This window comes from Archangium primigenium (assembly GCF_016904885.1).
In the GTDB taxonomy this organism is placed as follows: domain Bacteria; phylum Myxococcota; class Myxococcia; order Myxococcales; family Myxococcaceae; genus Cystobacter; species Cystobacter primigenius.
Map to the genome: position 1 here is coordinate 7217747 of NZ_JADWYI010000001.1, position 23614 is coordinate 7241360.

The following is a 23614-nucleotide window of genomic DNA, read 5'->3' on the forward strand; positions in this document are numbered from 1 at the left end:
GCTCAGGGGCTCAGAAGAGCGCCTCGAACCCGGGGTCGCTCTTCAACGAGTCGAACATCGTATCCGTGGCGAGCCAGCCCTGGACCTTCTGTCGGTCCGCCGTCACGGCCTTCTGCAGGAAGGTCAACGCATCGGCCCGGCGGCCCCACAAGGCATAGAGGGCGGCCAGGTTGTAGTTGAGCAGCAGATCCTCGGCGTTGATCGCCCGGGCCTTCTCGTACGAGCGCTCGGCCTCGGCGTAGAAGCCCTTCTGGGCGTAGCAGATGCCCAGGTCCAGATGGGCCTCGAAGTTGTCCGCCTCCAGCCGCACCACTTCCTTGAGCTGGGTGATGGCCGAGCGGTAGTCGCCCTCGTCCATCAGCAGCGCGGCGAGCTCGTGCCGGGGGAAGGCGTCCTGGGGCTGCAGCTCAATGGCCGTCTGCAGCTCGCGCATGGCCTCCTCGAGCCGACCCTGGTCCGCGTACGTGAGGCCCAGGTTCAGGTGGGCGTCCGGGTACTCCGGATCCAGCTCGATGGCCTCGCGGTACTCGGTCACCGCCATCTCGGGCGCGTGCGTGGAGAGGAAACAGGCGAGGTTGTAGTGCGCCGTGGGGCTGTCCGGCTCCAGGCGGAGCGCGGTGAGGTACTCGCCCAGTGCCTCACGGAAGAGCTTCTTCTCCGCGTAGACGGTGGCGAGGTTGTCGTGGGCGTGCGCGGAGTCGGGATCGAGCTCGATCGCCTTCTTGAACTCCTTGATGGCCTCGTCGAGCCACCCGCGATCGGCCAACTCGATGCCACGCGAGTTGTGCTCGTCGGAGAGAGCGATGTTGTCCTTTTCCCGGGCCATTGAACGCGATGTCACTGTATGCGCCGCCTGTTTCAGGGCGCAAGAAAGGGCCATCCCACCCGGCGAGCGCCCGGTGGGTTCCATCCAGGGGTTGCTAACGGGTCCGCACCCGGAGGGCCAGCGGGAACAGCGCGGCTGCTGGGAACAACGGGGGCTGCTCGCCTCCTCCCCCTCCAAGCGGAGGAGGAGGCGTGGGACTTCCTACTTGCGACGCTCGCGCGCCCGACGCCGCTTGAGGGCGGCCTTCTTCGAACCAGCGCGGTTGGACAGCTTCTTCTTGCTGCGGTTTCCCTTCTGAGCAGGCATCTTCTGGTACTCCATTGAGGCGGAAGTGGGCCGCACTGGCGGCAGCGAACCGCCCTTTTTTCACGCTCCCCCCCCGGAAGTCCACGGAATTTCTCGACCCCGTCCGGCCTTGCCAGGGGCCGGACAACGGGGCAGAACGCCCAGCCCTACCCCCGAGCCCTCACCGATGATCGATAAACTTGAAGACGTGGAGCGCCGGTTCGAGCGCCTGACCGCCGATCTGGCCAACCCGGACGTCATCGCCGACTCGGCGAAGCTGCTCAAGGTGTCCAAGGAGCGCGCGGGCCTGGAGAAGCTGGTGGAGACCTTCCGCGCCTACCGCAAGGTGCTCGACGACCTCAAGGAGGTCGAGGCCTGGCTGTCCAGCCCGGACCCGGACGAGAAGGCCTACGCGCGCGAGGCCCTGCCGGGGCTCAAGACGCAGCGCGACGAGCAGGAGCAGGCCCTCAAGCTGCTGCTCCTGCCCAAGGATCCCAACGACGAGAAGAACGTCATCCTGGAGATCCGCGCGGGCGCGGGCGGCGACGAGGCCGGCCTGTTCGCCGAGGAAGTCATGCAGATGTACCTGCGCTACGCGGACCGCAAGGGCTGGAAGGCGGACATCCTGGACATGAGCCCCGGGGGCGCCGGGGGCATCAAGGACGTGAGCATCACCCTCTCGGGCGACGGCATCTACAGCGCCATGAAGTACGAGTCCGGCGTGCACCGGGTGCAGCGCGTGCCGGCCACCGAGGCCCAGGGCCGCATCCACACCTCCACCATCACCGTGTCGGTGATGCCCGAGGCCGAGGACGTGGACATCAAGCTCAACCCGGCGGACATCGAGATGCAGGTGATGCGCTCGACGGGCTCGGGCGGCCAGAGCGTGAACACCACGGACTCCGCGGTGCGCCTCATCCACAAGCCCTCGGGCATCGTGGTCAAGTGCCAGCAGGAGAAGAGCCAGGGGAAGAACCGCGCCATGGCCGAGCGCATGCTGCGCGCCAAGCTCTACGAGATCGAGCAGGAGCGCATCCGCAACGAGCGCGACTCCATGCGCCGCGGCCAGGTGGGCACGGGCGACCGCTCGGAGAAGATCCGCACCTACAACTTCCCCCAGGATCGGCTCACGGATCACCGCATCGGCCTCACGGTGCACAACCTGCCGGGCATCATGTCCGGCGGCGTCGAGGACGTCATGACGGCCTGCCGGACGTACTACCAGGCCGAGGCCCTCAAGCAGCAGACGGGTGAAGGCAAGGGCTCGCTCGGCGCATGAGCGAGGAGATCTGGACCATCCGCCGGGTCCTCACCTGGACGACCCAGCACTTCGAGAAAAAGGGCGTGGACGCGCCGCGGCTCACCACCGAGATGCTGCTCGCCCACGTGCTCAAGGTGAGCCGGGTGCGGCTGTACGTGGACCTGGACCGGCCGCTGGAGAAGGAGGAGCTCGCCGCCTTTCGCGCCCTCATCGCCCGGCGCACCGCGGGCGAGCCCACCCAGTACATCACCGGCATGCGCGAGTTCTACAACCGCCCCTTCAAGGTGGACGCGCGGGTGCTCATCCCCCGCCCGGAGACGGAGCTGCTCGTGGAGGCCGCCCTGCACGCCCTGCCCAAGGACGCGCCCGGCGCCGCCCTGGACGTGTGCACGGGCTCGGGCTGCATCGCCATCAGCCTCGCGGCCGAGCGGCCCCAGGCCACGGTGACGGCCACGGACCTGTCCCCGGACGCCTGCGCGATGGCGCGCGAGAACGCCCAGGCGCTGGGCGTGGCCGAGCGGGTGCGCATCCTCGAGGGCAGCCTCTATACCCCCCTGCCCCCGGACGCCCTCTTCCAGGTCGTGGTGTCCAACCCCCCGTACATCGCCACGGGGGAGATTCCCGGCCTGTCCGCCGAGGTGCGGCGCGAGCCGCGCATGGCCCTGGACGGCGGCCCGGATGGCCTCGGGCTGCTGCGCCAGGTCATCACCGGGGCCCGGCGGGTGCTCGCCCCTGGCGGGCTGCTTGCATTGGAGATTGGTGAGACACAGGGCGCGGCCGTCCAGGCCCTGCTCCAGGCCGCGGGCTACGAGAACGCGCGGGTGGAGAAGGACTTGGAGCGGCGCGAGCGCCTCGCTTTCGGGACACAGCCCGTGGCCGCGCGGCCACAGGGGTGAGACAGGACAGATGGACAAGATCATCGTGAAGGGTGGCCCCCGGCTGGAGGGCGAGGTGGCCGTGTCGGGCGCGAAGAACGCCGCGCTCCCCATCCTCGCCTCGGCGCTGCTGGCGGATGGCAAGAGCGTCTACCGCAACGTGCCGGACCTGGCCGACGTGAAGACCATGCTCAAGGTGCTCGGCACCATGGGCTGCGGCACGGCGCGGCTGACCGGCGAGCAGGCGGACGTGTGCGAGGTGGAGGTCCACGGGCCCATCCACCCCGAGGCGCCCTACGACCTGGTCAAGACGATGCGCGCCTCGGTGCTGGTGCTCGGGCCCCTGGTGGCCCGCTTCGGCCGGGCGCGCGTGTCCATGCCGGGCGGCTGCGCCATCGGCGCGCGGCCCATCGACCAGCACCTCAAGGGGCTCAAGGCCCTGGGGGCCGACATCCACCTGACCGAGGGCTACGTGGAGGCCACGGCCAAGCGGCTCACCGGCGGCACCGTCAACTTCGACGTCATCACCGTGACGGGCACGGAGAACGTGATGATGGCCGCGGCCCTGGCGCGCGGCCGCAGCGTGCTGGAGAACTGCGCGCGCGAGCCCGAGGTGGAGGAGCTCGCCCGGGTGCTCAACAAGATGGGCGCGCGCATCGAGGGCGCGGGCACCTCCGTCATCACCATCGAGGGCGTGGAGGCGCTCAAGCCCGTGGAGCACGCCATCCTGCCGGACCGCATCGAGGCGGGTACGCTCATGGTCGCCGCCGCCATCACCGGCGGTGACGTGCTCGTCACGCACGTGGTCCCCGAGCACCTGGAGGCCGTCATCCTCAAGCTGCGCGAGACCGGCTGCACGGTCTCCCCCGAGGCCCGGAGCATCCGGGTGAAGGCCCCCCGGGTCCTCCACTCGGTGGACGTCAAGACGACCGAGCACCCGGGCTTCCCCACGGACATGCAGGCGCAGCTCATGGCCCTGATGACCGTGGCCGAGGGCACCGCGGTCATCTCCGAGCGCATCTTCGAGAACCGCTTCATGCACGTGCCGGAGCTGCACCGCATGGGGGCGGACATCACCATCGAGGGGCACACCGCGGTGGTCAAGGGCGTGCGCACCCTGTCCGGCGCGCCCGTCATGGCCACCGACCTGCGCGCCAGCGCCTCGCTCGTGCTCGCGGGCCTGCGCGCCGAGGGCAAGAGCGAGGTCCAGCGCATCTACCACCTGGATCGCGGCTACGAGCGCCTGGAGCAGAAGCTGCGGGGCCTGGGGGCCGACATCCAGCGCGTCAAGGCCTGAGCCTCCCCGGGGGGTGGGGGGTTGCTCGCTTGAACACAATGCAGCGGCTGGGTTGCATCTGAAAAATCTTGCGACCTATCATTCCCTGGACGTCCGGCGGGCACGCCGCCCTCCGGCCGTCACCCCACGGGAGCTCGCCTCCCCCCAACAGGAGAATGAAAACCCCCATGAATTGCCCCGGCTGCAGCGTCGAGATGACCGATCTCGAAGGGGACCACGGCGAAAATTTCCGAGAATGTGGTGATTGCGGCGGACTCTGGATTGACGTCGCGGACCTCAACCGGATTCTCCTCCACAACAACCTCACCGGAATCGAGGGACAGGGAGGCAAGGTCGACGCGGACGCGCTCACCGGCCACTGCCCCGACTGCCAGGTGGATCTCATCCGCGTCGATGGTGGCGATCGTCAGCACAAGCTGAGCTACGACACCTGCGAGTCGTGCGGAGGCATCTTCCTGGAACACGAATTCGCCGACGCGACGGACGCCAAGAAGGCCGAGCAGCAGATCATCCACTTCTTCCGTCACTTCAGCGGCAAGAAGAAATCCGCCGCCGGCTGAGCCGCCCCGACAGACGCCCCGGTCCTCCTGCCCAGGCGGGGACCGGCACCGCGCTCCGTCCCCGCTCGCCCACCCTTCCGGGATGAAAGCGTCCGGTCGCTTGTTGGCGAACCTTGACACCCGGGGGCCAGGGGATTGAGTAGGCACCCCAATGCCACGAGGGAACGCGATGCGACGTCTGGGTGGGGTATGGCTGTGCCTGCTGTTGTCGGGCTGCCCGAAGGGTTGCTCGGACGAGCAGGAGCCGGTGACCCCCGATGCGGGGCCCGTGGTCACCGGACCCGAGCAGCTCAGCGAGAAGGAGCCCAACGAGCGGCCCGAACAGGCCCTCACCCTCGCCAACGACGCGACGGTGAGCGCCAGCCTCGGCGCGGATCCCTCCAAGCCGGACGAGGACTGGTACCGCCTGGCCCCGGCCAGCCCCCGCGTGGCGGACGTGAGCGTCTCCGGCATTCCCGGCGGGGACGTGCTGCTCGAGGTGTACGACGCCCCCGGCGTGCGCAGCGCCAGCCTCAACAGCGCCGGCGTGGGCAAGCCCGAGCGCTTCCCCAACCTCTACGTCGAGCGCGAGCGCTGGGTGCGCGTGGCCTCGGCGCGCAAGGGCACCGGCGGCGCCTACACGCTCGAGGTGCGCTACCACTCACCCGAGGACGGCGTGGAGCGCGAGCCCAATGACCGGGCCGTGGACGCCACCCCCCTGCAGCTCGGGCAGACCGTGGCGGGCTTCATCGGCCACGCGGGCGACGAGGACTGGTACCGGCTGGAGCTGCCCGAGGTCGCCGCCGCGCCCTCCCCCGCCCCGCCGGACACTGCGCCGCCCCCGCCCGCCCCCGAGCCGACACCCGCCGGGCCCGACTCCGGCGCGGCCGCCGAGAGCCCTCCGCCCTCCGAGCCCGGCACGACCGAGCCCTCCCCCGAGTCGCCCGTCGTGGACAACACCGCGCCTCTGGACGTGCCCATCCCCGTGCCCGCGCGCACGCCCGTCCCCGCGCCCGCCGCCGTGCCCGCGGAGCCCGCCATGGTGGCGCTGAAGATCGACCTGACGGGCATTGAAGGCGTGCGCCCCGAGCTGTCCGTGCTCACCGCCGCCGAGGCGCCCCTGTTCACCACCAAGGGCAACGAGGGCGAGCCCCTGTCGCTGCGCAACGTCGGGGTCCGGGCGAGCGATCGGGTGGTGTACCTCGTCGTCAAGAGCGGCTGGTCCGGCACCGGCAAGGACGCCCGGCGCGGCTTCAACCCGGAGAAGGCCTACACGCTCACGGTGACGCAGGAGGAGGCCGGCGCCAACGCGGAACTCGAGCCCAACGATGAGCTCTACAAGGCCACGCCCCTGCCGCTCGCGGGCTACAAGGAAGGCTTCCTGTCGCCCAAGGGGGACGTGGACAACTTCGTCCTCAAGACGACCGAGCCGGTGCTCGCCCGGGTGGAGCTGTCCGGCGTGGAGCGCATGGACCTGGAGCTGTCCGTCATCCAGCCGCCCGAGGGCGAGAACCAGAAGGAGGTCGTGCTCCAGCGGGCCAACGACGGCGCCATCAAGGAGCCCGAGCGCCTCAACAACGTGGCCTGTGGGGGCGCGTGCTACTTCCGCGTGCAGGGCGCGGCGCGCAAGGTGGACGGCAAGTGGGTGCGCGACTACGAGAACGCCGAGCAGCCCTACCGCCTCACCATCACCACCGTGCCGGATGACGGCAGCCAGGAGCGCGAGCCCAACAACACCCCGGAGCGCGCCACGGAGCTGACCCTGGGCCGGGCGGTGCGCGGCACCGTCTACCCGCTCAAGGACGTGGACTACTACCGGCTGGACCTGTCCGAGCAGCCCGTGCGCACGCCGCTCAAGGCCACGCTGCTGGGCATCCTCAAGGTGGACGTGGGCCTGTACCTGCACCGCCTGGGTGAGGACGGCAAGCTGTCGCTCGTGCAGACGGCGGACCGCGCCAAGGGCGACCAGCCCGAGGTCATCCGCTACAGCGCCGAGCCCGCCGTCTACATCCTGGAGGTCCGGGACGCGAAGAACCGCGAGGCCAACTTCCAGGACTCCTACCAGCTCACCGTCGAGGAGGGAGACTAGCCACGGGGGGTCGAGCGATTTGCTCGTTGACAAGCACGGGCGGGCCCCCTACTTTCCGCCCTGCTTGCCACGCGGTGGTAGCTCAGTTGGTAGAGCACGAGCTTCCCAAGCTCGGGGTCGAGGGTTCGAATCCCTTCCGCCGCTCTGAAGGGCCTGGAATCGCTGGGGAAATCCCCGGTGACTCCAGGCCCTTCTTCTTTGCCAACCCGGGCGAGTGGCGTCTCCAAGGACGCGGACGGGATGCCGTTGGGGCAGGCTACCGTGCTCCGATAAGCCACACGATGTCGCCCAGGTCGGGGCGGCGCCCAAGTCCCCTCCACTCCGCATCCATCCGCGCGAGCTGTTCCTCCGCTGTTCCCGCCCAGGGAGCAAATGCGCCCCCTGGCAGAAGATGGACAGCCCGGAGCGTCCCACTGGCCAGCAAGGGACGCAAGGCGCTCAGCGTTTCCTGGCGCACCTCATCCTCCGTTGCGCCAAGCCGCCATTCGCGGATGTCCGCGGCCAGCCACCACAGGCCCAGGTCGCTGGTCATCGCGTCTCTGGCCCACCCTCGCTGCATGTCCTCCACCGTCCGCTGGTCGCTCATGGAAGGAACTTGATCTCTCGAATGCCGAGCCCTTGAACGGTGACGTCAAGGGTCGGTGGGCCTGATGTCGACGAGGGACGCAAGCCCACCGTGCCTCCATTCGGAAGGCGTACCAGCTGGCCCGGGTAGGATGTACCGGTGACGCGCGTCCCACCGCCTGAGAGTTGCTCGAACAACTTCTCCGCCTCGCGGAGACCTCCCTTGATGACTCTGATCTTGGGACTGGAGCCTTCGGAACCGATGAGCCGTCCTCCGGGTCGCAGCAAGTCCTCAATGCCCCGGACCGAAACCGGAGCAGTTGGCTGTGCCGCCTGGCCTTGCTGCGCATGAGGCGGTGTGGGCGAGGGCTTGGCCTTCGCAGCGGCCTGCTCAATCTCCGCTGCCTTCCCTGGGTCGGCCACGCGCAGGGCCTCGCAGGCCGTTGGTGAGCCCTGCTTACACCCGCATATCGCAGTGCCATCCGTTGGTGAGCAGGGCGCATGTGCCAGCAAGAGGACCAGGAGGAAAGGGAGCACGGGCCTCAACCTACTCGGGGTTCGACTTGCGAGTACGCGCGCTTCCCAAGCTCGGGGTCGAGGGTTCGAATCCCTTCCGCCGCTCTGAACGAAGGGCCTGGAATCTCTGGGGAACTCCCCCGGTGACTCCAGGCCCTTCATCTTTTCCGGCTGGAGCCGCCCCCGTCAGGGCTTCGCGAGCACCGCCGCTTCCAGCCGGGCCAGCGAGCGCTTGAGCTCGGACATCTCCGTCTTGAGCGCGTCCACCTCCGCGCTCTTGGCCTTCAGCTCCTCCGTGCGGCGCGCCAGGGCCTGGATGGCCACCATGTTCACCCCGTCGATGTCGAGCAGGCCGATGCTGCGCTCGTCGGGCCCCAGGCCGAACGCCGCGCGGAAGTCCTGGGCCACCGGCCCCACGTGCCGCACCCCCCGCTGCTCCGACTTGTACTGCCAGCTGCGCACGGGCAGCGCGAGCACCCGGGCCAGCACCTGCTCCCCGTCCACGCTCCGGAAGTCCTCCTTGCTGTCCCGGTCGGACGTGCAGGAGAAGACGCCCGAGCCCGCGGGCAGATCACACCCGGTGCTCAGCGTGGCGCTGGTGCGCAACCGCACTCCACCCGCCGCGCGCACCATGAACTGGTTGGCCGCGGTGTTCGTCACCGTGCTGGTGGTCGACTGATCTCCCCAGATGAACGCGCCCGAGTGGCCGCCCGAGTCCGCCCGATGTCCCAGCGCGAACGAGTAGTTCGCGTTCGCCGAGACGCGATACCCCAAGGCCACCGAGCCCTGTCCACTGGCCACATTGGTGTACCCCAGCGCCACCGACGTGAAGCCGCTCGCCACGTTCGAGGCGCCCACGCTCAACGACGCCGTGCCGGAGGCCTTGCTGACCGAGCCCAGGCAGACCGCCACCGTCCCCTCCGCCTCGCACTGGTCCCCGTAGGCGAACGAGCCCAAAGCGCTGGCCTTCGTCAGGTTGCCACCCGCCCAGGACAAAAAGCCGATGTTGGCCTCGTCCCACTGCGTCTCGGTGTAGCCCGCGCGGAAGCTCGCCTTGGAGGGGTACCACATGAGCCGGTAGCCCTTGCCCGTCACGGGCAGCGTGCCGTTGCCCAGCTCGCCGGCCGCCACCAGTCCGCCCGCCGAGTCCACCGAGAACAGCGGAAAGCCCGCCCAGGCGGGCTTGTCCGTGGTGTTGCGCACGCTCAGCAGCGGCACCGGCTCCTGGGCACTCGCCGTCGCGTCGAGCACCACGTCCGTGTTCGCCGTCAACCGGCCCTGCACCTGCCCCGTCCCCCGCACCGCGAACGATGCGTCCTGAGGCGTCGTCCCCTTCTGGAGCGCCTGGGCCAACCGGGCATCGTTGCCCTCCACGGACGTGCCCGGACCGTCCCCGTAGACGACCCGCACCGCCTCGCCATCGAGCGAGAGCCCGGTGCCCACCTGCACGCCGCTCGGGGGCGGGGTGGCGGGGTCACACCCGCACAGACCCACGATCGCGACACCACTCCAGGCCACCACGGCTCCTCGAATCGACATGCCCTTCACTCCCTGTCAAAAGAGAGGGCCACCCTGGCAAAGGACTCGCGAGGAGTAAATCCGATGAGCCAGAACCCCCCTCTGACGCGGGCCCTGCTGTCCCTGGAGGGGCTGTCCGTGGGCGACGCCTTCGGCGAGCGCTTCCTCCAGGCCCCGGCCCTCGCCGAGGAGGACGTGGCCCGGCGCCAGTTGCCCGCCGCGCCGTGGGCCTACACCGACGACACGGAGATGGCCCTCGCGCTCGTCCAGGTGCTGGAGGAGCACGGACACATCGAGCCCGAGCGGCTGGCGCGGCTCTTCGGCGCCCGCTACCGCGCCCACCCGCGCCGGGGCTATGGCGCCACCGCGCACGACATCCTCCAGAAAATCCACCTGGGCATGCCCTGGCGGGACGTCTCCTCCGAGGTGTTCGGCGGCACCGGCTCCATGGGCAACGGCGCCGCCATGCGCGCCGCCCCGCTCGGCGCCTGGTTCGCCGATGACTTCGAGCGCTGCGTGAGCGAGGCCCGGCTGTCCGCCGAGGTGACGCACTTCCACCCCGAGGGACAGGCGGGCGCCATCGCCGTCGCCGTGGCGGCCGCCTGGGCCCACCGCTGGCGGGAGGCGCGCATGCCCGCCCCGGAACTCTTCGACGTGGTGCTCGCGTACACCCCGCCCGGGGAGACACGCGCGGGCCTGGAGAAGGCCCGCCAGTGGCCCCTGGAGGCCACCCCCACCTCCGCGGCGCGCGCCCTGGGCAGCGGCCAGCGCGTGCTCGCCCAGGACACGGTGCCCTTCTGTGTCTGGAGCGCGGCCCGCCACCTCGGGGAATACCCCGAGGCCCTCTGGAGCACCGTGGCGGGCAAGGGCGACCGGGACACCACCTGCGCCATCGTGGGCGGGCTCGTCGCGCTGAGCGCGGGCCGCGAGTCCATTCCCCCCGCATGGCTCACCGCTCGCGAGCCCCTCCCCCGCCGATAGGCACGGCGCGAGCGCGGGCTCAGAAACGCACGCACGCCTTGGCGTTGATGGAGGCCTCGGACTTCGCGCCGAGATCGATGGGTTCGATCGAGACCTGGCCATCGAAGAAGGACACGAAGGCGGGCCCAAACCCCACGCCCCCCTCTCCCTTGAAGGAGGGACCACACGGCCCCAGCGAGACCTCGGCGCTCACCTTCATCTTCGACCCCAGCGCCGCGTTGGTGATCTCCGCCTTGACCGAGACCCCAGGATCGGCCAAGCCCCCGAACGGCTTGAACTCGAAACCCAAGCCCGCCCCGAAGCCCACCTGGCCGCAGGCGGAGAACCCCTGGCCGGGAACCCAGGCCAGCTCGAACCCCCCACCCACTCCGTCGTACCCGGAGAACCCGATGGAGATGAAACCCGTCGGATCGACGCGGTTGACCGGGTCGCCCATCGCGTATTGATACAGGTTGAGCTGCCCCCCCGCGAAGCGCAGGGGATCTCGCGCCGTCCAGCGGCCCGCCTCCGCGTCGTAATCGCGGACCCCGAAACGGGTGAGCCCACTGTGGCTGTCATAGAGGCCGCCCGCGAAGCCGAAGGGCTGGAAGCCTGGATTGGAATCGGACAGCACCTCGCCAAAAGGGCCATACTCCAGGGACTGCTCGACAACACCCGTGGAGGCATTGACGACCAGACGGATGCTGCCCAGCTGGTCGGTGAGGAGGCGGTAGGTGACACCATCCTTGAGCATGTAGTCGGGGACATGGCGCTGGCTGGCGTAGACGAAGCGGGAGACGACGGCGCCCGCGCCATCCAGCTCGGCCACCACACGCACGGGCCCGTCATAGAGAAAGCCCTGGACCAAGGTGCCGCCGAGACGCTTGCCCACCCTGCGACTGGAGGCGTCCAGCACATAGTCCACTTGGGTGCCGTCGGGCAGCTGCACGTGGGTGAGCGCCCCCAGGGCATCGTAGACGTACTGGGTGGGGGCGGCCTCGGACGAGCGCGAGCGCTGTTGCAAGTCGCCGTTGAGGCCAAAGGCGTAGGTGGCGGCCCCCTGCGTCTGGAGTCGCTCCTGGGCGTCATAGGTGGCGGTGAGGGTAGCGCCCCCCTGGGTGAGCGAGGTGCGGTTGCCATTGAGGTCGTAGCCGTAGGCGGAATAGGGCGCTCCGTCCAACGTCACGGCGTGGAGACGCCCGGCCAGGTCATAGGCGTACCCCCACACGCGGGTCACGCCTGACGTGGCTTCCGTCTTGGAGGTGATCCGCCCGGCGACGTCCCGGTCCAGGATGAGGCTGTAGAGGGGGGTGCTTCCCCAGACAGCGGACAGCGCTCGCACCTCGCCATGGGCATTGTACTGCTGCTCGGTCCTCACCTGGTCCAGGGTGGTCGTGGACAGCAACCCGGTGTCTTGCCCGCGCCCCAGGGAGAGCGCGCCCGCGGAGATGAGCAGGCCATCCAAATCATACGCATAGGCGAAGGACTGCCCCTGCACCTCGAGCGCCTGGAGGGAGAAGTCGGGGGTATAGGTGTAGCTCACGCCGCCCTGGACCTCGCCACTCCACGCCACGCTCTTCACCAAGGGCCCGTCATAGGCATACGCCAGGCTAGGACCCGCGCTGTCCGTGAGGGCCGCGAGATGGCCCTGGGCGTCATACACAAAATCCACCGTGGTCCGGGGCGTGGTGAGCGCGTCCACCCGGCCCGCGCCGTCCCTGGCCAGTTGCACGGAAGCACCGTCTGGCAGGGAGATGGACGTGAGGGCCCCGTCCCCGTTGTAGGCATACCGCGTGGGAGACAGGGGCGCGGAGGAGAGCGGAGGCGGGGTGTCGCTGTCCACGGTGTCGGCCGGGGTGTAGCGGAAGTCATGGGCGGAGCGCCCGGGGGGAACCATCCGGGTGAGATTGCCGTGGGCATCGGACGCGAGCCCCACGGTGCGGCCTCCTGGGAGCCGCTCGGCGGTGAGGCGACCCGCCCCGTTGTAGCTGAAGTCCGTGGTGCGCCCGAGGACGTCCTCCACCGTCGCCAGGTAGCCCGCGGCGTCGTAAGTATAGGTTTCCGTGCGCTCGCCTTGCGTCACCTTCCAGGGACGTCCCTCGGCGTCATAGCTGTACTCCAGGGGCAGCACGCCCACGACCTCCTGCCGGACCAGTCTTCCCCGCGCATCCAAGACGGAGGTGGCTAGGCGCCCACTGGGGCTCCGGGTCCTGAGGGTGCGGCTCGCGACCGCGTACGTGGCCGTCTGCGTGCGTCCATTCTGGCTGCGCGTGTCCACCACGGTCTCGAGCCCCTTCGTGACATCCCCCTGGACGTAGGTGGCCACATTGCCGTGGGTGGAGCTGGAGGTGAGGCCCCCCGGCAGCGTCACCTGAACGGAGGAGCGCAGGGGCACCTGCATCCCGAAGCGTGCGTCCGGGCCCAGCACTTCCGTGGTGCGGGTGCCATCCGGCGCCAGGGTGGTCGTGGTGCTTCCGTCCGCCGTCCGCAGGCTCGATGTGACCGTGCCATCCGGCGCCGTGGTGGTGCGCTGCTGCCCTCCTCCCGCCAGTTCCCGCACCTGGTAGCGGGTGGTGGTCCCCAAGGCGGTGGAGACGGCGACCGAGTAGCCATCCTCGGCATCCGTTCGCGACAGGTGCTTGTAGCCCCCCGTGGGCTGGGTGTCCCGCGCCAGCCTTCCCCGAGCGTCATAGGTGTACTGGTGCAAGCCGCCTCGGGCATCCCGCATCGAGGTGAGCAGCCCATGGGTGGAGTGCTCGAGTTCCACGCGCTCTCCCGCCGGGTTCGTCAGGGAGGAGAGGTAGCCCTGGACATCCCATGTCAGGCGGGTGCGCTGGCCATGAGGGGCGATGATCGCCAGGGGCTTGCCCGAGGTGTCCCGCTCGATCCGGGTGACCAGTCCGTCTCCATCCGTCACCGAGGTGAGCCGACCGTCCGTGCTGTAGTCGAACTGGTAGTGGAGCGCCCCCGTCAGTGCATTCACGGTGCGAAGGTGCCGGCCCCCAGACCCGAAGACGTACACCTCACCGCCGGCCTCGGAGAGGATGGAGATGCCGCCGACAGAAGAGGCGCTCAATGGCGCGGGGCGCACGGCGCGAACACGGTGGTTGTTCCTATCCGCGATGTACAGAGTGCCGTCTGGCCCGACGGCGATGCGGGATGTGCCATTGAAACGAGCCAGGGTGGCTGGCCCTCCATCACCGCCAAAACCGCCCGTGCCCGGTGTCCCCGAGCCCGCCACGGTGGTGATGAGGCCTTCCGGGTCCACGCGCCGAATGCGTTGGTTGAAGTCATCCGCGATATACAGACTGCCGTCCGGGCCCACGGCGACATCCTGCGGGTACAGGAAACGAGCCAGGGTGGCCGGCCCCCCATCGCCGTCAAAACCGCCCGTACCCGGTGTCCCCGAGCCCGCCACGGTGGTCACGGTGCCCTCCGGGCCCACACGCCGAATGCGTTGGTTGCCCGTATCCGCGATGTACACGCTCCCGTCCGGGCCCACGGCGACCCCCCTTGGGTAATTGAAACGCGCCAGGGCGGCCGGTCCGCCATCGCCGCCAAAGCCCGACGTCCCCGTGCCCGCCACGGTGGAAATACGGCCCTTCGGGTCCACGCGCCGGATGCGCTGGTTGAAGACATCCGCGATGTACAGACTGCCGTCGGGTGCCACGGCGACACTCTCCGGAGAGCTGAAGTAGGCCTGGGTGGCCGGCCCCCCATCGCCGCCAAAGGTGCCATGACCCGGTATCCCCGAGCCCGCCACGGTGATCATGGTGCCATTCGGGCGCACGCGCCGGATGCGTTGATTTTTCCTATCCGCGATATACAGGCTGCCGTCCGGGCCCACGGCGACAGCGGATGGGCTGTCGAGGTACATCGAGTTGCCAAGCTCCCCCTCGTTGCCGTTCAGTCCCGGCAAGCCGACAATACCCGCCACGGTTTTGATGCTGCCGTCTGGACTCACCCGCCGGACGCGGTGGGAATAGAGTTCCACGAGATAGAAGGCCCCATCTGGCCCGACGGCGACCCCCACGGGTTGGCCCACATGGGTCTGCGTTGCTGACAATGAGTCGAGTGAATAGGCGAGGACGCCCGTACCCGCCACGGTGAAGATGTTGCCCGCGGTGAGCGACCCTGAGCTTGTCTCCCCATGGCCGAAAAGGATCCGGCCGCCGTGGGGATCCCACTGGTGGTGCACGGACAGTCGCCAGCCCCCCAGGTCTTCAGGCGACTCGCTCCATCCACCCACCCGAGAGCGCCACGACTGCCAGGAGGTCATCTCCCTCCGCTCTCGGTTGGAAGTGACGGGCTCCGAACCCAGTTGCGCGAAGGAATCGGGGAACTCGGCGGGCTTCAAATAGACGAGCGGGTAGCGATAACCCGTCCTGCCCGTAACGACCGCCTCACCTTGCACCTTTCGGCCGTAGGCATCCTTCCCATCCCATGTGAACGAGAGCGTCTGGTGAGGCGCGGCGGGCAGCTCGTAAGTGAAGGCTCTGCCCGCGACATTCACCTCGACGACGATTCCCTCGAGCGAGGGCGGCACCGAGGCACCACTGACAGGAATGCGCAGGGTGTTCTTGTCTTGCCCCCGCACCCGGTCACTCCGGTAGTGCAGGCGCGAGGACGTCCCCGTGAGCGGCAGTGACTCGCCCAATGCCTGGTTCTGACAATCAATGACGCTGCCCTTCTGGCAATCCGGCTTGTTCTCGGGACCCGCCTGGGGCGGCGCGTTCGTCGGAGGCCGCGCCCCCGGGGGAGGCCCATAGGGCCAGTTGTAATCCCACGGAGTGAAGTGGCTCACGGGGACGCGCCACAGGCTCTTGCCCACCGGGTAGAGGCTGGCCAACTGCCGCTGCTCGGCCTCGGAGATGCCCAGCGTGGCCAGCACCGCGGCGCTGTCCGGCACGCCGTCTCCCGTGACATCCAGTTGCGCCACACCCTCGAGGACGCCGTGCACCTGGAGGATGCGGCCGTTGGTCGAGGGCAGCCAGACCCCTCGCCGCCGATCGTAATAGCCCGAGGGCACGGTGCCGCCCACGGGGAAGCCCAGGAAGTTGTCCACGTAGGAGGCCACGGGCTGGGTGAAGCGCACCTCCTGGCTGTCCAGCGCCAGGGCCTCGTCCAGGGACAGCTCCACCGCGTAGGTGTACCCGCTGGTGGGAGGCAGATGCGCCGGCATGGAGGCGGGCCCCTCCTCGCCCACCGTGTACTCGGTGGCGCGCACCGTGGCCGAATAGAGGGGCACCTCGTCCCCATTGGCCAGGACGGCCAGGGCCTGGGTGCCCGGGGCGAAGAGGAGCGTGGCCTGCCGGGTGCCATCCGCGTCCGTGACCGGGCTGCCTCGCGCCACCTGGTGGGTGGTGCTCGTGCCGCTGAAGTCCACGGGCGTGCCCTGGGGGTCCAACGGGACGAGCACCACGTCCGGCAGCCAGGCGAAATCTCCCCAAGGGACGTGGAGCTGGCGCTGAGACGGCAGCAGTCCCTCGGCCTCGTACCTCACGGTGAGGAGGCCTCCGCCATTCACGGCCAGGTCGAAGAGGCCATCCTCCCGTGTGAGGGTGTGGCCATACTCCGGATGGTCGAGCACGGAGACGCGCACCTCCTCCAGCGGGTAGCCCTGACGTGAGCGCACCTTGCCGCGCAGCACCGCCAAGCGATGGGGCACCAGGGTGCCGGGGGCCACGCCCACCTGGATGGGGTCCTCTCCCGAGTAGAGGAAGGACACGGCGTCCACGAAGGGCGTCACCGCGAACGGGGACAGCGCGGGCGCGCGCTCCTCGGGGGCGGGCGGAAGGTCGAAGGGCGGCACGTCCACATGCAGGGCGGCGACGGACTCCTGGACCAGCGAGCCGTAGGCATTTCCCTGGCCATCCCGCCAGGACAGCGCCACCTGGGTCCGCTGGGCCTGCCCCTCGAGCGCCCGCAGGCGCGCGGCGTACGCCGAGACGGTTTCACCCCGCTGCCTCACGGGAAGTGGAGGCGGCGTCCAGGTCACCGCCTTGTTCCAGGTGGCGCCCGGCGCCATCGCGTCCAAGGCCACCTCCACCCGCGTGGCGTCGGACAACACCACCTGGAGACTTCCCGAGGCGGTCCCCGCCAACCCCCCGTTGGTGACCGTCACGGTATAGGTGATCGCCTCTCCCGGCAGTGCCACCACGGGGCCTTCCAGGCGCAGGGAGAGACGCGGCAGTACCACGCGACCGTCCGAGGACAACGAGAGGGGCTTGGCCTGAACTCCCGGGGTCTCGGCGAAATGAACCTCCCCTCGCGATACGAGCGGCTGCCGCTCCAGGTCCTCCAGACGTTGGTGGTAGGAGGCGAGCGACTCGGATTCCCCCCGCGGCGCCGCGACCGGCGCCGCCAGGTGGAAGGTCACGGTGCGCTCTTCCCCCACCGCCAGGGCACCCACCCGCTCCTCGGCGGAAGGCGGCTGCGTTCCCTGGAAAGCCTCCCCCACTCGCACGTCGTCCACCGGTACGGAGGACGTGTTGGTCAGTCGTACCAGGACATCGAACCCCTGCCCCGGCAGCACCTCCAAGGGTTGTGTCTGTGTGGCCACGAGCGAGGCCGGTACCGGGGCGGCGCTGTCACATGCCCCCATCCCCAGCAGCATCCACAGCGCCACCACACGAATGGTCAACGAAGACATGTGCGCCCCCCAGGCGCACGAGCCTACCGTCGACGGTGACCCCACCGACGGCCTCGTTCGACAGACGTTGGGCCGGAAACAAGGGAATCAGGTGCCCGGCGCGCGGTACTGGAGCTGCAACGGTGAGCCCCGCGTGTTGTAGGGGTGGTCGGCGCCCACGGCGGACATCCACCCGCACGCGCCCCGGTTCCACAGGTCCACCACCTGGTTGTTCGCGCTGTAGGTCGCCTCACCGGAGGCGGCGTAACCCGCCGCGGCGAACTGGTTGGGCGCCATGACGAAGGCCGTGCCCCTCAGGTCGACGTTGCCCAGGCCCGTGTTGCCGAAGTCGCAGTTCATGGCCGAGCCGTAGGTCATGGAGGTGACGGGGTCGCCGTGCGAGAGCACTCCCGTGGACGTGGCGAAGGTCTGGTCCGCGGTGTTCACCCGCAGTGTCGCGGGATCGATGCGGACCTTGGTGTAGACGGTCCGCACGTTCGTGTCCCCCGGGCGGTCGGACCGTGCGGTGTACTGGGAGAAGTTGCTCGACGCGCCCGTGGAGGGCAGCGGCAGGTAGTCCGTGGGGCCACCGGACATGTTGTGGCAGTAGGCCGTCCAGGGCTGGGCGGCATTGCCCTTCACGTACAGCGTATACGTCCCGTCCTGCGCGGGAGGATGCGTGAGCTTGTACTCCAGGCAGCTCGCCGGAGTCACATCCAGCCACGACCCCTGGGTCACGTCCACGAAGTGCATGAGCCTCAAGCTGCCACTGGGGCTGGTCAGCCAGTACGGCTTGCCCGCCGGATCGAACAGGTCCTTGAACGCGCCGTTGCCCTGCAGGACGAAGAACTGTCCCGGCCCCGGGACGCTCATGTCCTGGGAGAGGACGACCTGGACACTGATGTTGGGATACTCGTTGTCGTTGTTGTACCCCCGCGCGAACCACGACCACCTGCGGCCGTCATAGTCATAATCCCGCTGCTCCCCATGCTCGCCCCAGGCCGCCACCCGCGTCGGGAAGACCGTGGGATTCACACCGTAATGACTGACATCCCCGATAAGGCAGCTGTACTTGCCATTGGACGGAAACGAGCCGTAGCGGCAATTGCGGCCTCCCTGGCTCGTGGTCGTATAGATGGAGGTGACCGCGAGCTTGCCGTCCTGCATGAAGAGCTCGGACTTCGAGCGGAACCCCGCGTTGTCGAACGTCAGGATGACCGCCAGCTTCCCATTGGGCCAGTACCACGCCATCCGGGCATCCGCTCGCGCGGAGGCACTGAGCAGACACGTCAGGGAGACTGCCGCGAGGGATGCGAGCGATGCCAAGCGCTTCATGGGACGACCCTTTCCTGTTCGGGGGAGACGACGTCGCGGCGGTACCTTCCCACCCCGGGCGTGTGCCCGGAGGAGAAAATTCCGTCACCTCCAGAATAGTCAGGAAAGCGCGCAGCGGACAATGGCGTGCGCGGCGCCGGCGGTCACAGCAGGCCGGTGCCGTACGCGTAGCTCCGGGTGGGCCCCTCGCCCTCGGTGGACAGACGCCGCACGCTCAGGTTCATCGAGGGCACGTGCGAGCCGGGCGACGAGGAGAACGTCACCTGGAGCGTGTCCCCCCGCTTCACGGGAAGCGCGTCGATGGGAAACCACGTCTGGTGCCAGTGCGTGTGGATGGAGAACGGGGACGTGTCGAGCACCTCCCCGGGCGCCAGTTCCAGCTCGAAGTGGCCCGCCAGACCGTGCACCACCGCGTCCCGGTCCATGCGGAACTCCACGCTCGACTCGAAGTAGAAGGACCCCACCGACTCCTTCGTGCAGTCGATGTGCCGCAGGAGCACGGGCTCCGTCAGGTAGCTCTCGCGCCGGACCCGGTCGATCCGCATCTTCAGGTTGCCCAGCTCCTGCGCCTTCACCTGGCTGTAGTCAAAGCCCCCGATGGGCTGCTCCCAGAAGCCCGGACCCTCGTACTGGTAGAGCGCCGAGTCCTCGATGGGCGCCAGGAAGAGCCTGCCCGCCGAGGGAATGGTCCGGCCGCCGGGCTTGAGCACCCGGTCGCGCACCGCCGAGAACGCCGGGTACATGTTCTCCACGATGAGGAAGTGGCCAATCCACTCCGAGACGATGACGTCCGCCTGGATGTCCGCGGAGAAGTCCGCCGCGTCCCCGTGGAACAGCTCGATCCGGTCCGCCAGGCCATTGGCCTCGATGAGCGAGCGCGCCGTGTGGACGATCGCGGAGCGCTCGATGGCGAAGACGCGCTCGGCGCCACTGGCCGCGGCCGCCATGGCGAGCAGCCCCGTGCCCGTGCCGACGTCCACCACCGTGTCCCCGGGCTGGACCACCTTGCGGATGGCGCGCAGGAACGCGTCGTTGCGCGCCCGGTCGCGCAGCATGTTGCGCTGGCTGCCCAGGGTCGCGAAGTCCAGGAACAGCACCGAGGCCTGTTCGGACACCTCCTGCGAGGCCGACAGAATCCCCGACTCGCGGATGGCCGCGAAGCGCTCGCGCAGCACGGCCTCGGGCAGTCCGGAGCTCTGGGCCACCGAGCGGATCAACTCCTCGGGCTCCATGGGTGAGGCGAGCGCCAAGAGCAGGGGGATGACGTCTTCCCGGAGCTGGTAGAAGGGCACGGAGGGGTCTCCTGGTGGGGGTTGCGACGAACCCTACCAGCCGCCCCCGCCACGTCGCGAGACCCCGTCAGGGACGAGCGACGAGCTCCCGGTGCTGGTTGAAGAACCGCTCGAACAGCACGGTCAGTCGCTTGCGGATTTCTTCTCGGGGATGCTGCTCCCATTGGGCGAGGCAGCTCAGCAGCTCGCGCACCCACCCGGGGTTTTGCATGCGGGCGAACCGGGCCTCGAAGTAGAGCGCGAGGACCAGGGACTCGTTCTTCTCCTGCCCGTCCAGACGGACACCCGGTTGGGGATAGTCCTCGTGAGGGTCCAGTCCCGTCGGCAGTCCGGCGATCTCGATGACCACGCGCTTGAGCGCCCCCGGCTCGGCGTCGCGCAGCGGGAGCGTGCCGAGCCGACACGCATGGAAGAGCCAGATGAGGTAGCGCCGCAGCCGGCGCTCGGACAGCATCCGCATGGGACGCTCGGGCTCGAAGACCCGAAAACTCTCCAGCACGTTCCAGGCGATGTCTTCCATGTCCTGGGTCCGCGTCCGGCCCCGCGCCCTTCCCGGCCGATGGTCTGTTCGCCAGGCGAGCGCCGCCTCGACGGCGAGCGCATCCGCGTCGAAGTCCAGCGCCTCGAGCACGAACCCTGTCCGGCCGCTGCCCTGGTAGTCATAGGAGGTGGCGCCCTGCTGGGCGACATGGAACGCCTCGTGGACGAGCAACAACCGGACGCACTCCTCCCAGTCCTCGGGCGAGCGCAAGCGCTCCTGCAACTGCCGGTATCCCAGCAACAGGTTGACGTGGAACGTCCAGCTGCCGTTGAGGTGCCGGAAGAGCGGGGCATTCTGGCGCGCGGGAACCGTGTCGATGTCGCTCTGGAGCAGGGACGTCTGCTCCAGCTTCTGGCGCAGGGACTTCTGTTTGGGACGCTTGAGCCAATCACACAGCTGCGCGTGGATGGTACGCACCCGCTTGAGCAGCTCTCCGGCCTCGGCGAACTGCTCGGACGAGGGCGAGCCCGGTGTCGACGCGACCCGCCGCGGCGGATGGATGCGGCGGACGGCGAGGTACTTGCGCTGCTCGGGGTTGAAGTGGTGGAGCACCACGGGATGCTGCGTGTTCGTGTTGATGACCGAGCCCAGCGCGGCGGCCAGGCTGGCGGGTCCATCCATGGCGAGCAGCACGGACTCCACGCCCTCCAGGTGCTTGTGCAGGGTGTCCATCACGGAGCGGAACTGCTCGGCGGCCTCGGACGCATCCTGGAGGCTCTGGACGGCCTGGGGGCTCGGGCCTCCCCGCGCGGGCCGCAGGACCACGGTGGCGAGCAGCTCCGAGGGATGGCGGGCCTGGAACTCGGCGAGCGCCACATCCCGGATGGACTGGGTCACCTCGACGATGAGGGCCACCTTGCCCCGGCCTCCCTGACGTGACGTGGGCAGCCCCTCCAGCGCGAAGAACGGCGTCTGCGCGGAGGACAGCGAGCGGTCATAGCCCAGCAGCCAGGTGCCATCCGTGATCCGCTGTTGATACACGTACAGCGGCCGGCGCGGCAGGCAGGACGCCAGGTGCAGCATCAGCATCAGGGGGGCGCACCCGAAGAGGTGGATGTCCAGATCCACCCCCAGCTCCCGCTCCTTCCTCGACAAGGCCTCGGCGAAGCGCTCGTTCTCGTCGAAGGCCGCGGACCAGTCCTGCTCGGGCCGCGTCCGGATGCGCGTGTGGGGCTCGAACGGATGCAGCACGACCGCCACGACATCCCGGTCACCTTCCACGCCTCGCTGCTTCAGGGCGTCGCGCGCGGCGTCCTCCGTGATGGGCCTGTCGTGCTCGTAGCGCAGGATGAGGGCTCGGGTCCTCACGTTGATGGGAATGTCGATGTCCATGGGCATCCGGTGGTGTTTTCCGCCTCCACACGGGAAGACGGAATCGCCGGGCGAATCCATCGCGGGCCGTGCGCTTTTTTCAGGTTCCGGGGGTGAGCAGCCCGAGCACTTCCGCCAGGGCGGGCCGGTCCTCGGCATCCTTCGCCAGCATCCGCGCCATCATCGTCCGTACGGCGTCGGACGCACGACCCTCGAGCAGCGCCAGGGGCGGTTCGCCTCGGACGTGAAGGATCATCAATCCCTGCTGACCGCTCGACTGGAAAGGCAGTTGGCCCGTCAGCAGCTGAAACCACAGGACGCCCAGGGAGTAGACGTCCGCCGACGGTCCCACCGTCTTCGCATCGAACCACTGCTCCGGGGGCCGGTAGTCCGCGGTGCCGAGCATCGTGCCACCCGCCGTGGAGATGGGCAGCCCCTCGGGTCCCGCCGAAGGGAGCCGCTTGGCGAGTCCAAGGTCCGCGAGCCGCACGCTCCAATCACCCGGCACCCGGCGAGCCACGAGCACGTTCTCGGGCTTCAAGTCCCGATGGATGATCCCCTTCGCATGGAGCAGGGAGAGCACCTCGGCCAGCTGCCCGACGACCTGGACACTCTCCAGGCAAGACAGCCGGCCTCCCACGCGGGCGAGCGCGCGGGCGAGGTCCTCCGGATGCCACTCCAACACCATGTAGGGTGGGCCCTCGGGGAGCTCCCCCGAGGAGAGACCCTTCACCAGATGCGGATGCGCGAGCCCCTGGAGCATCCGGGCCTCGTTGAGGAAGCGCGCCATGACCTCGGGGTCGATGCACCACGTCGGGTGCAGGACCTTGATGGCCACGGAGGCGCCATCGGACGCCCTGCGTCCTTCGTAGACGGTGCCGGTCAGCCCCTCCGCGACGAAGCGCAGCAGGCGGTACTCCCCGACCTGTGTTCCCTTCGACAGCATTCCAAGTGCCTCTACTTCGAGCCGGTGGGCTTGAGCATGTACAGCGCCTGGATGCAAGACAGCAGGCTCCGCAATTCCTCGGCGCACTGGGGATGGTCCGCCACGAAAGCCTCCACGTCCACCTGCTCACCCTGCTGCTGTTTGCGCATGTAGAGGAGCAGGGCCGCATCCGCGGCGTTCTGGATGATGGCGTCCTGGCTGATTCCCGGCGACTGCTTCTCGGGGTTGCCAGACCTGCGATCCCGGATGGCGCGCACAGCTCGCTGGCGGAGGGAGCTCACCGCATCCTGACTCTTGCCCATGTGTTGCGCGATCTCCGCATCGGACAGATCGTCCAGATAATAGAGAAAGACGACCTTCCGTTGCTCCTTGGGCAGGCCGTAGACATACCCCAGCAGTTGTCGACACTCCTCCTGCTGGGATGCGAACTGACTCGGGCTTCGCTGGACGGCGGCCAGTTGATGGGAATCGAGTTCCTCCAGGGACTCCGTGGCATCCTCGCTTCGCTTCTGGCTGTGGGCCTCGCGCGAGATATCCATGAGGCGTCTCCGCTGAATCTTCTTGAGCCAGGCGAACCACGACTCCTCGGTCTCTCCGTCGAAGGAGGGGAAGCGCTGGAAGGCACGCAGCGCTGTTTCCTGAACGAGATCCGATTTGCGGGTACCAGCCGGAGGGGACCGTCCCATCTGGTGCGACGCCCATTGCTCGAGCGCTGGCACGCTCCGTTGAAACAGCTCCTCCCAAGCGCCTGGTTGCCCATCGCGCACCTGGCGCAACAGCTCCTCGATGGACGGCTTCTTGGCGGCGGCTTCACCCATGTTCAATCGT

General features: G+C 68.9%; 15 protein-coding genes and 1 tRNA gene. 7 read left to right on the plus strand and 9 right to left on the minus strand.

Annotation, left to right across the window (positions count from 1 at the left end; translation table 11 throughout):
• Nucleotides 1-10: 10 nt before the first annotated feature.
• The gene (locus I3V78_RS29625) at nt 11-826 is read right to left on the minus strand and encodes a tetratricopeptide repeat protein (RefSeq protein ID WP_204496842.1); all 816 of its coding nucleotides are present in this window, start codon (nt 824-826) and stop codon (nt 11-13) included.
• Between the two features lie 472 nt (nt 827-1298).
• On the opposite strand from I3V78_RS29625, the gene prfA reads away from it, so the two are divergent.
• The 6 genes from prfA (at nt 1299) to I3V78_RS29655 (ending at nt 7316) form a co-directional block, all read left to right on the plus strand.
• Nucleotides 1299-2390, plus strand: a complete 1092-nt coding sequence (prfA, locus tag I3V78_RS29630) for a peptide chain release factor 1 (RefSeq protein ID WP_204492548.1) — start codon at nt 1299-1301, stop codon at nt 2388-2390.
• Nucleotides 2387-3268 carry a peptide chain release factor N(5)-glutamine methyltransferase gene (gene prmC, locus I3V78_RS29635; RefSeq protein ID WP_204492550.1) on the plus strand — a complete coding sequence of 294 codons (882 nt, stop codon included), beginning with the start codon at nt 2387-2389 and terminating at the stop codon, nt 3266-3268. Before prfA ends, prmC begins: the two co-directional genes overlap by 4 nt.
• A 10-nt stretch (nt 3269-3278) precedes the next feature.
• Entirely contained in the window at nt 3279-4544 is a 1266-nt protein-coding gene (gene murA, locus I3V78_RS29640) for a UDP-N-acetylglucosamine 1-carboxyvinyltransferase (RefSeq protein WP_204492553.1), read from the plus strand.
• Nucleotides 4545-4711: 167 nt separating this feature from the next.
• Nucleotides 4712-5104, plus strand: a complete 393-nt coding sequence (locus I3V78_RS29645; protein ID WP_204496843.1) for a zf-TFIIB domain-containing protein — start codon at nt 4712-4714, stop codon at nt 5102-5104.
• A gap of 169 nt (nt 5105-5273) precedes the next feature.
• Nucleotides 5274-7172 carry an ABC transporter substrate-binding protein gene (locus I3V78_RS29650; RefSeq protein WP_204492555.1) on the plus strand — a complete coding sequence of 633 codons (1899 nt, stop codon included), beginning with the start codon at nt 5274-5276 and terminating at the stop codon, nt 7170-7172.
• Between the two features lie 71 nt (nt 7173-7243).
• Nucleotides 7244-7316 (plus strand) — tRNA-Gly (locus tag I3V78_RS29655).
• Between the two features lie 112 nt (nt 7317-7428).
• Here the strand turns inward: I3V78_RS29655 and I3V78_RS29660 are convergent.
• A complete protein-coding gene (locus I3V78_RS29660) occupies nt 7429-7758 on the minus strand; it encodes a hypothetical protein (protein WP_204492557.1) in 330 nt (109 codons plus the stop codon).
• A gap of 680 nt (nt 7759-8438) precedes the next feature.
• Nucleotides 8439-9791 (minus strand): tail fiber domain-containing protein, encoded by a 1353-nt coding sequence (locus I3V78_RS29665; RefSeq protein ID WP_204492559.1) that lies wholly within the window; start codon nt 9789-9791, stop codon nt 8439-8441.
• Between the two features lie 63 nt (nt 9792-9854).
• On the opposite strand from I3V78_RS29665, the gene I3V78_RS29670 reads away from it, so the two are divergent.
• A complete protein-coding gene (locus tag I3V78_RS29670; protein WP_204492561.1) occupies nt 9855-10751 on the plus strand; it encodes an ADP-ribosylglycohydrolase family protein in 897 nt (298 codons plus the stop codon).
• Between the two features lie 19 nt (nt 10752-10770).
• On the opposite strand, the gene I3V78_RS29675 is transcribed toward I3V78_RS29670, so the two are convergent.
• The 6 genes from I3V78_RS29675 to I3V78_RS29700 all read right to left on the minus strand — a co-directional run bounded on the left by I3V78_RS29675 (nt 10771) and on the right by I3V78_RS29700 (nt 23604).
• Entirely contained in the window at nt 10771-17382 is a 6612-nt protein-coding gene (locus tag I3V78_RS29675; protein ID WP_204492563.1) for an NHL domain-containing protein, read from the minus strand.
• A gap of 87 nt (nt 17383-17469) precedes the next feature.
• On the minus strand, nt 17470-18696 hold the full coding sequence (locus tag I3V78_RS29680; RefSeq protein WP_204492565.1) for a GON domain-containing protein: 1227 nt from the start codon (nt 18694-18696) through the stop codon (nt 17470-17472).
• 143 nt (nt 18697-18839) lie between these two features.
• Complete coding sequence (locus tag I3V78_RS29685) at nt 18840-19988, minus strand: 50S ribosomal protein L11 methyltransferase (RefSeq protein ID WP_204492567.1); 1149 nt, start codon at nt 19986-19988, stop codon at nt 18840-18842.
• A 67-nt stretch (nt 19989-20055) separates the two neighbouring features.
• A complete protein-coding gene (locus I3V78_RS29690; RefSeq protein ID WP_204492569.1) occupies nt 20056-21861 on the minus strand; it encodes an SAVED domain-containing protein in 1806 nt (601 codons plus the stop codon).
• A 79-nt stretch (nt 21862-21940) separates the two neighbouring features.
• Complete coding sequence (locus I3V78_RS29695) at nt 21941-22786, minus strand: serine/threonine-protein kinase (RefSeq protein WP_204492571.1); 846 nt, start codon at nt 22784-22786, stop codon at nt 21941-21943.
• 11 nt (nt 22787-22797) lie between these two features.
• Nucleotides 22798-23604: a sigma-70 family RNA polymerase sigma factor gene (locus tag I3V78_RS29700; RefSeq protein ID WP_204492573.1), complete on the minus strand. Its 807-nt coding sequence runs from the start codon at nt 23602-23604 to the stop codon at nt 22798-22800.
• Between the last annotated feature and the right edge of the window lie 10 nt (nt 23605-23614).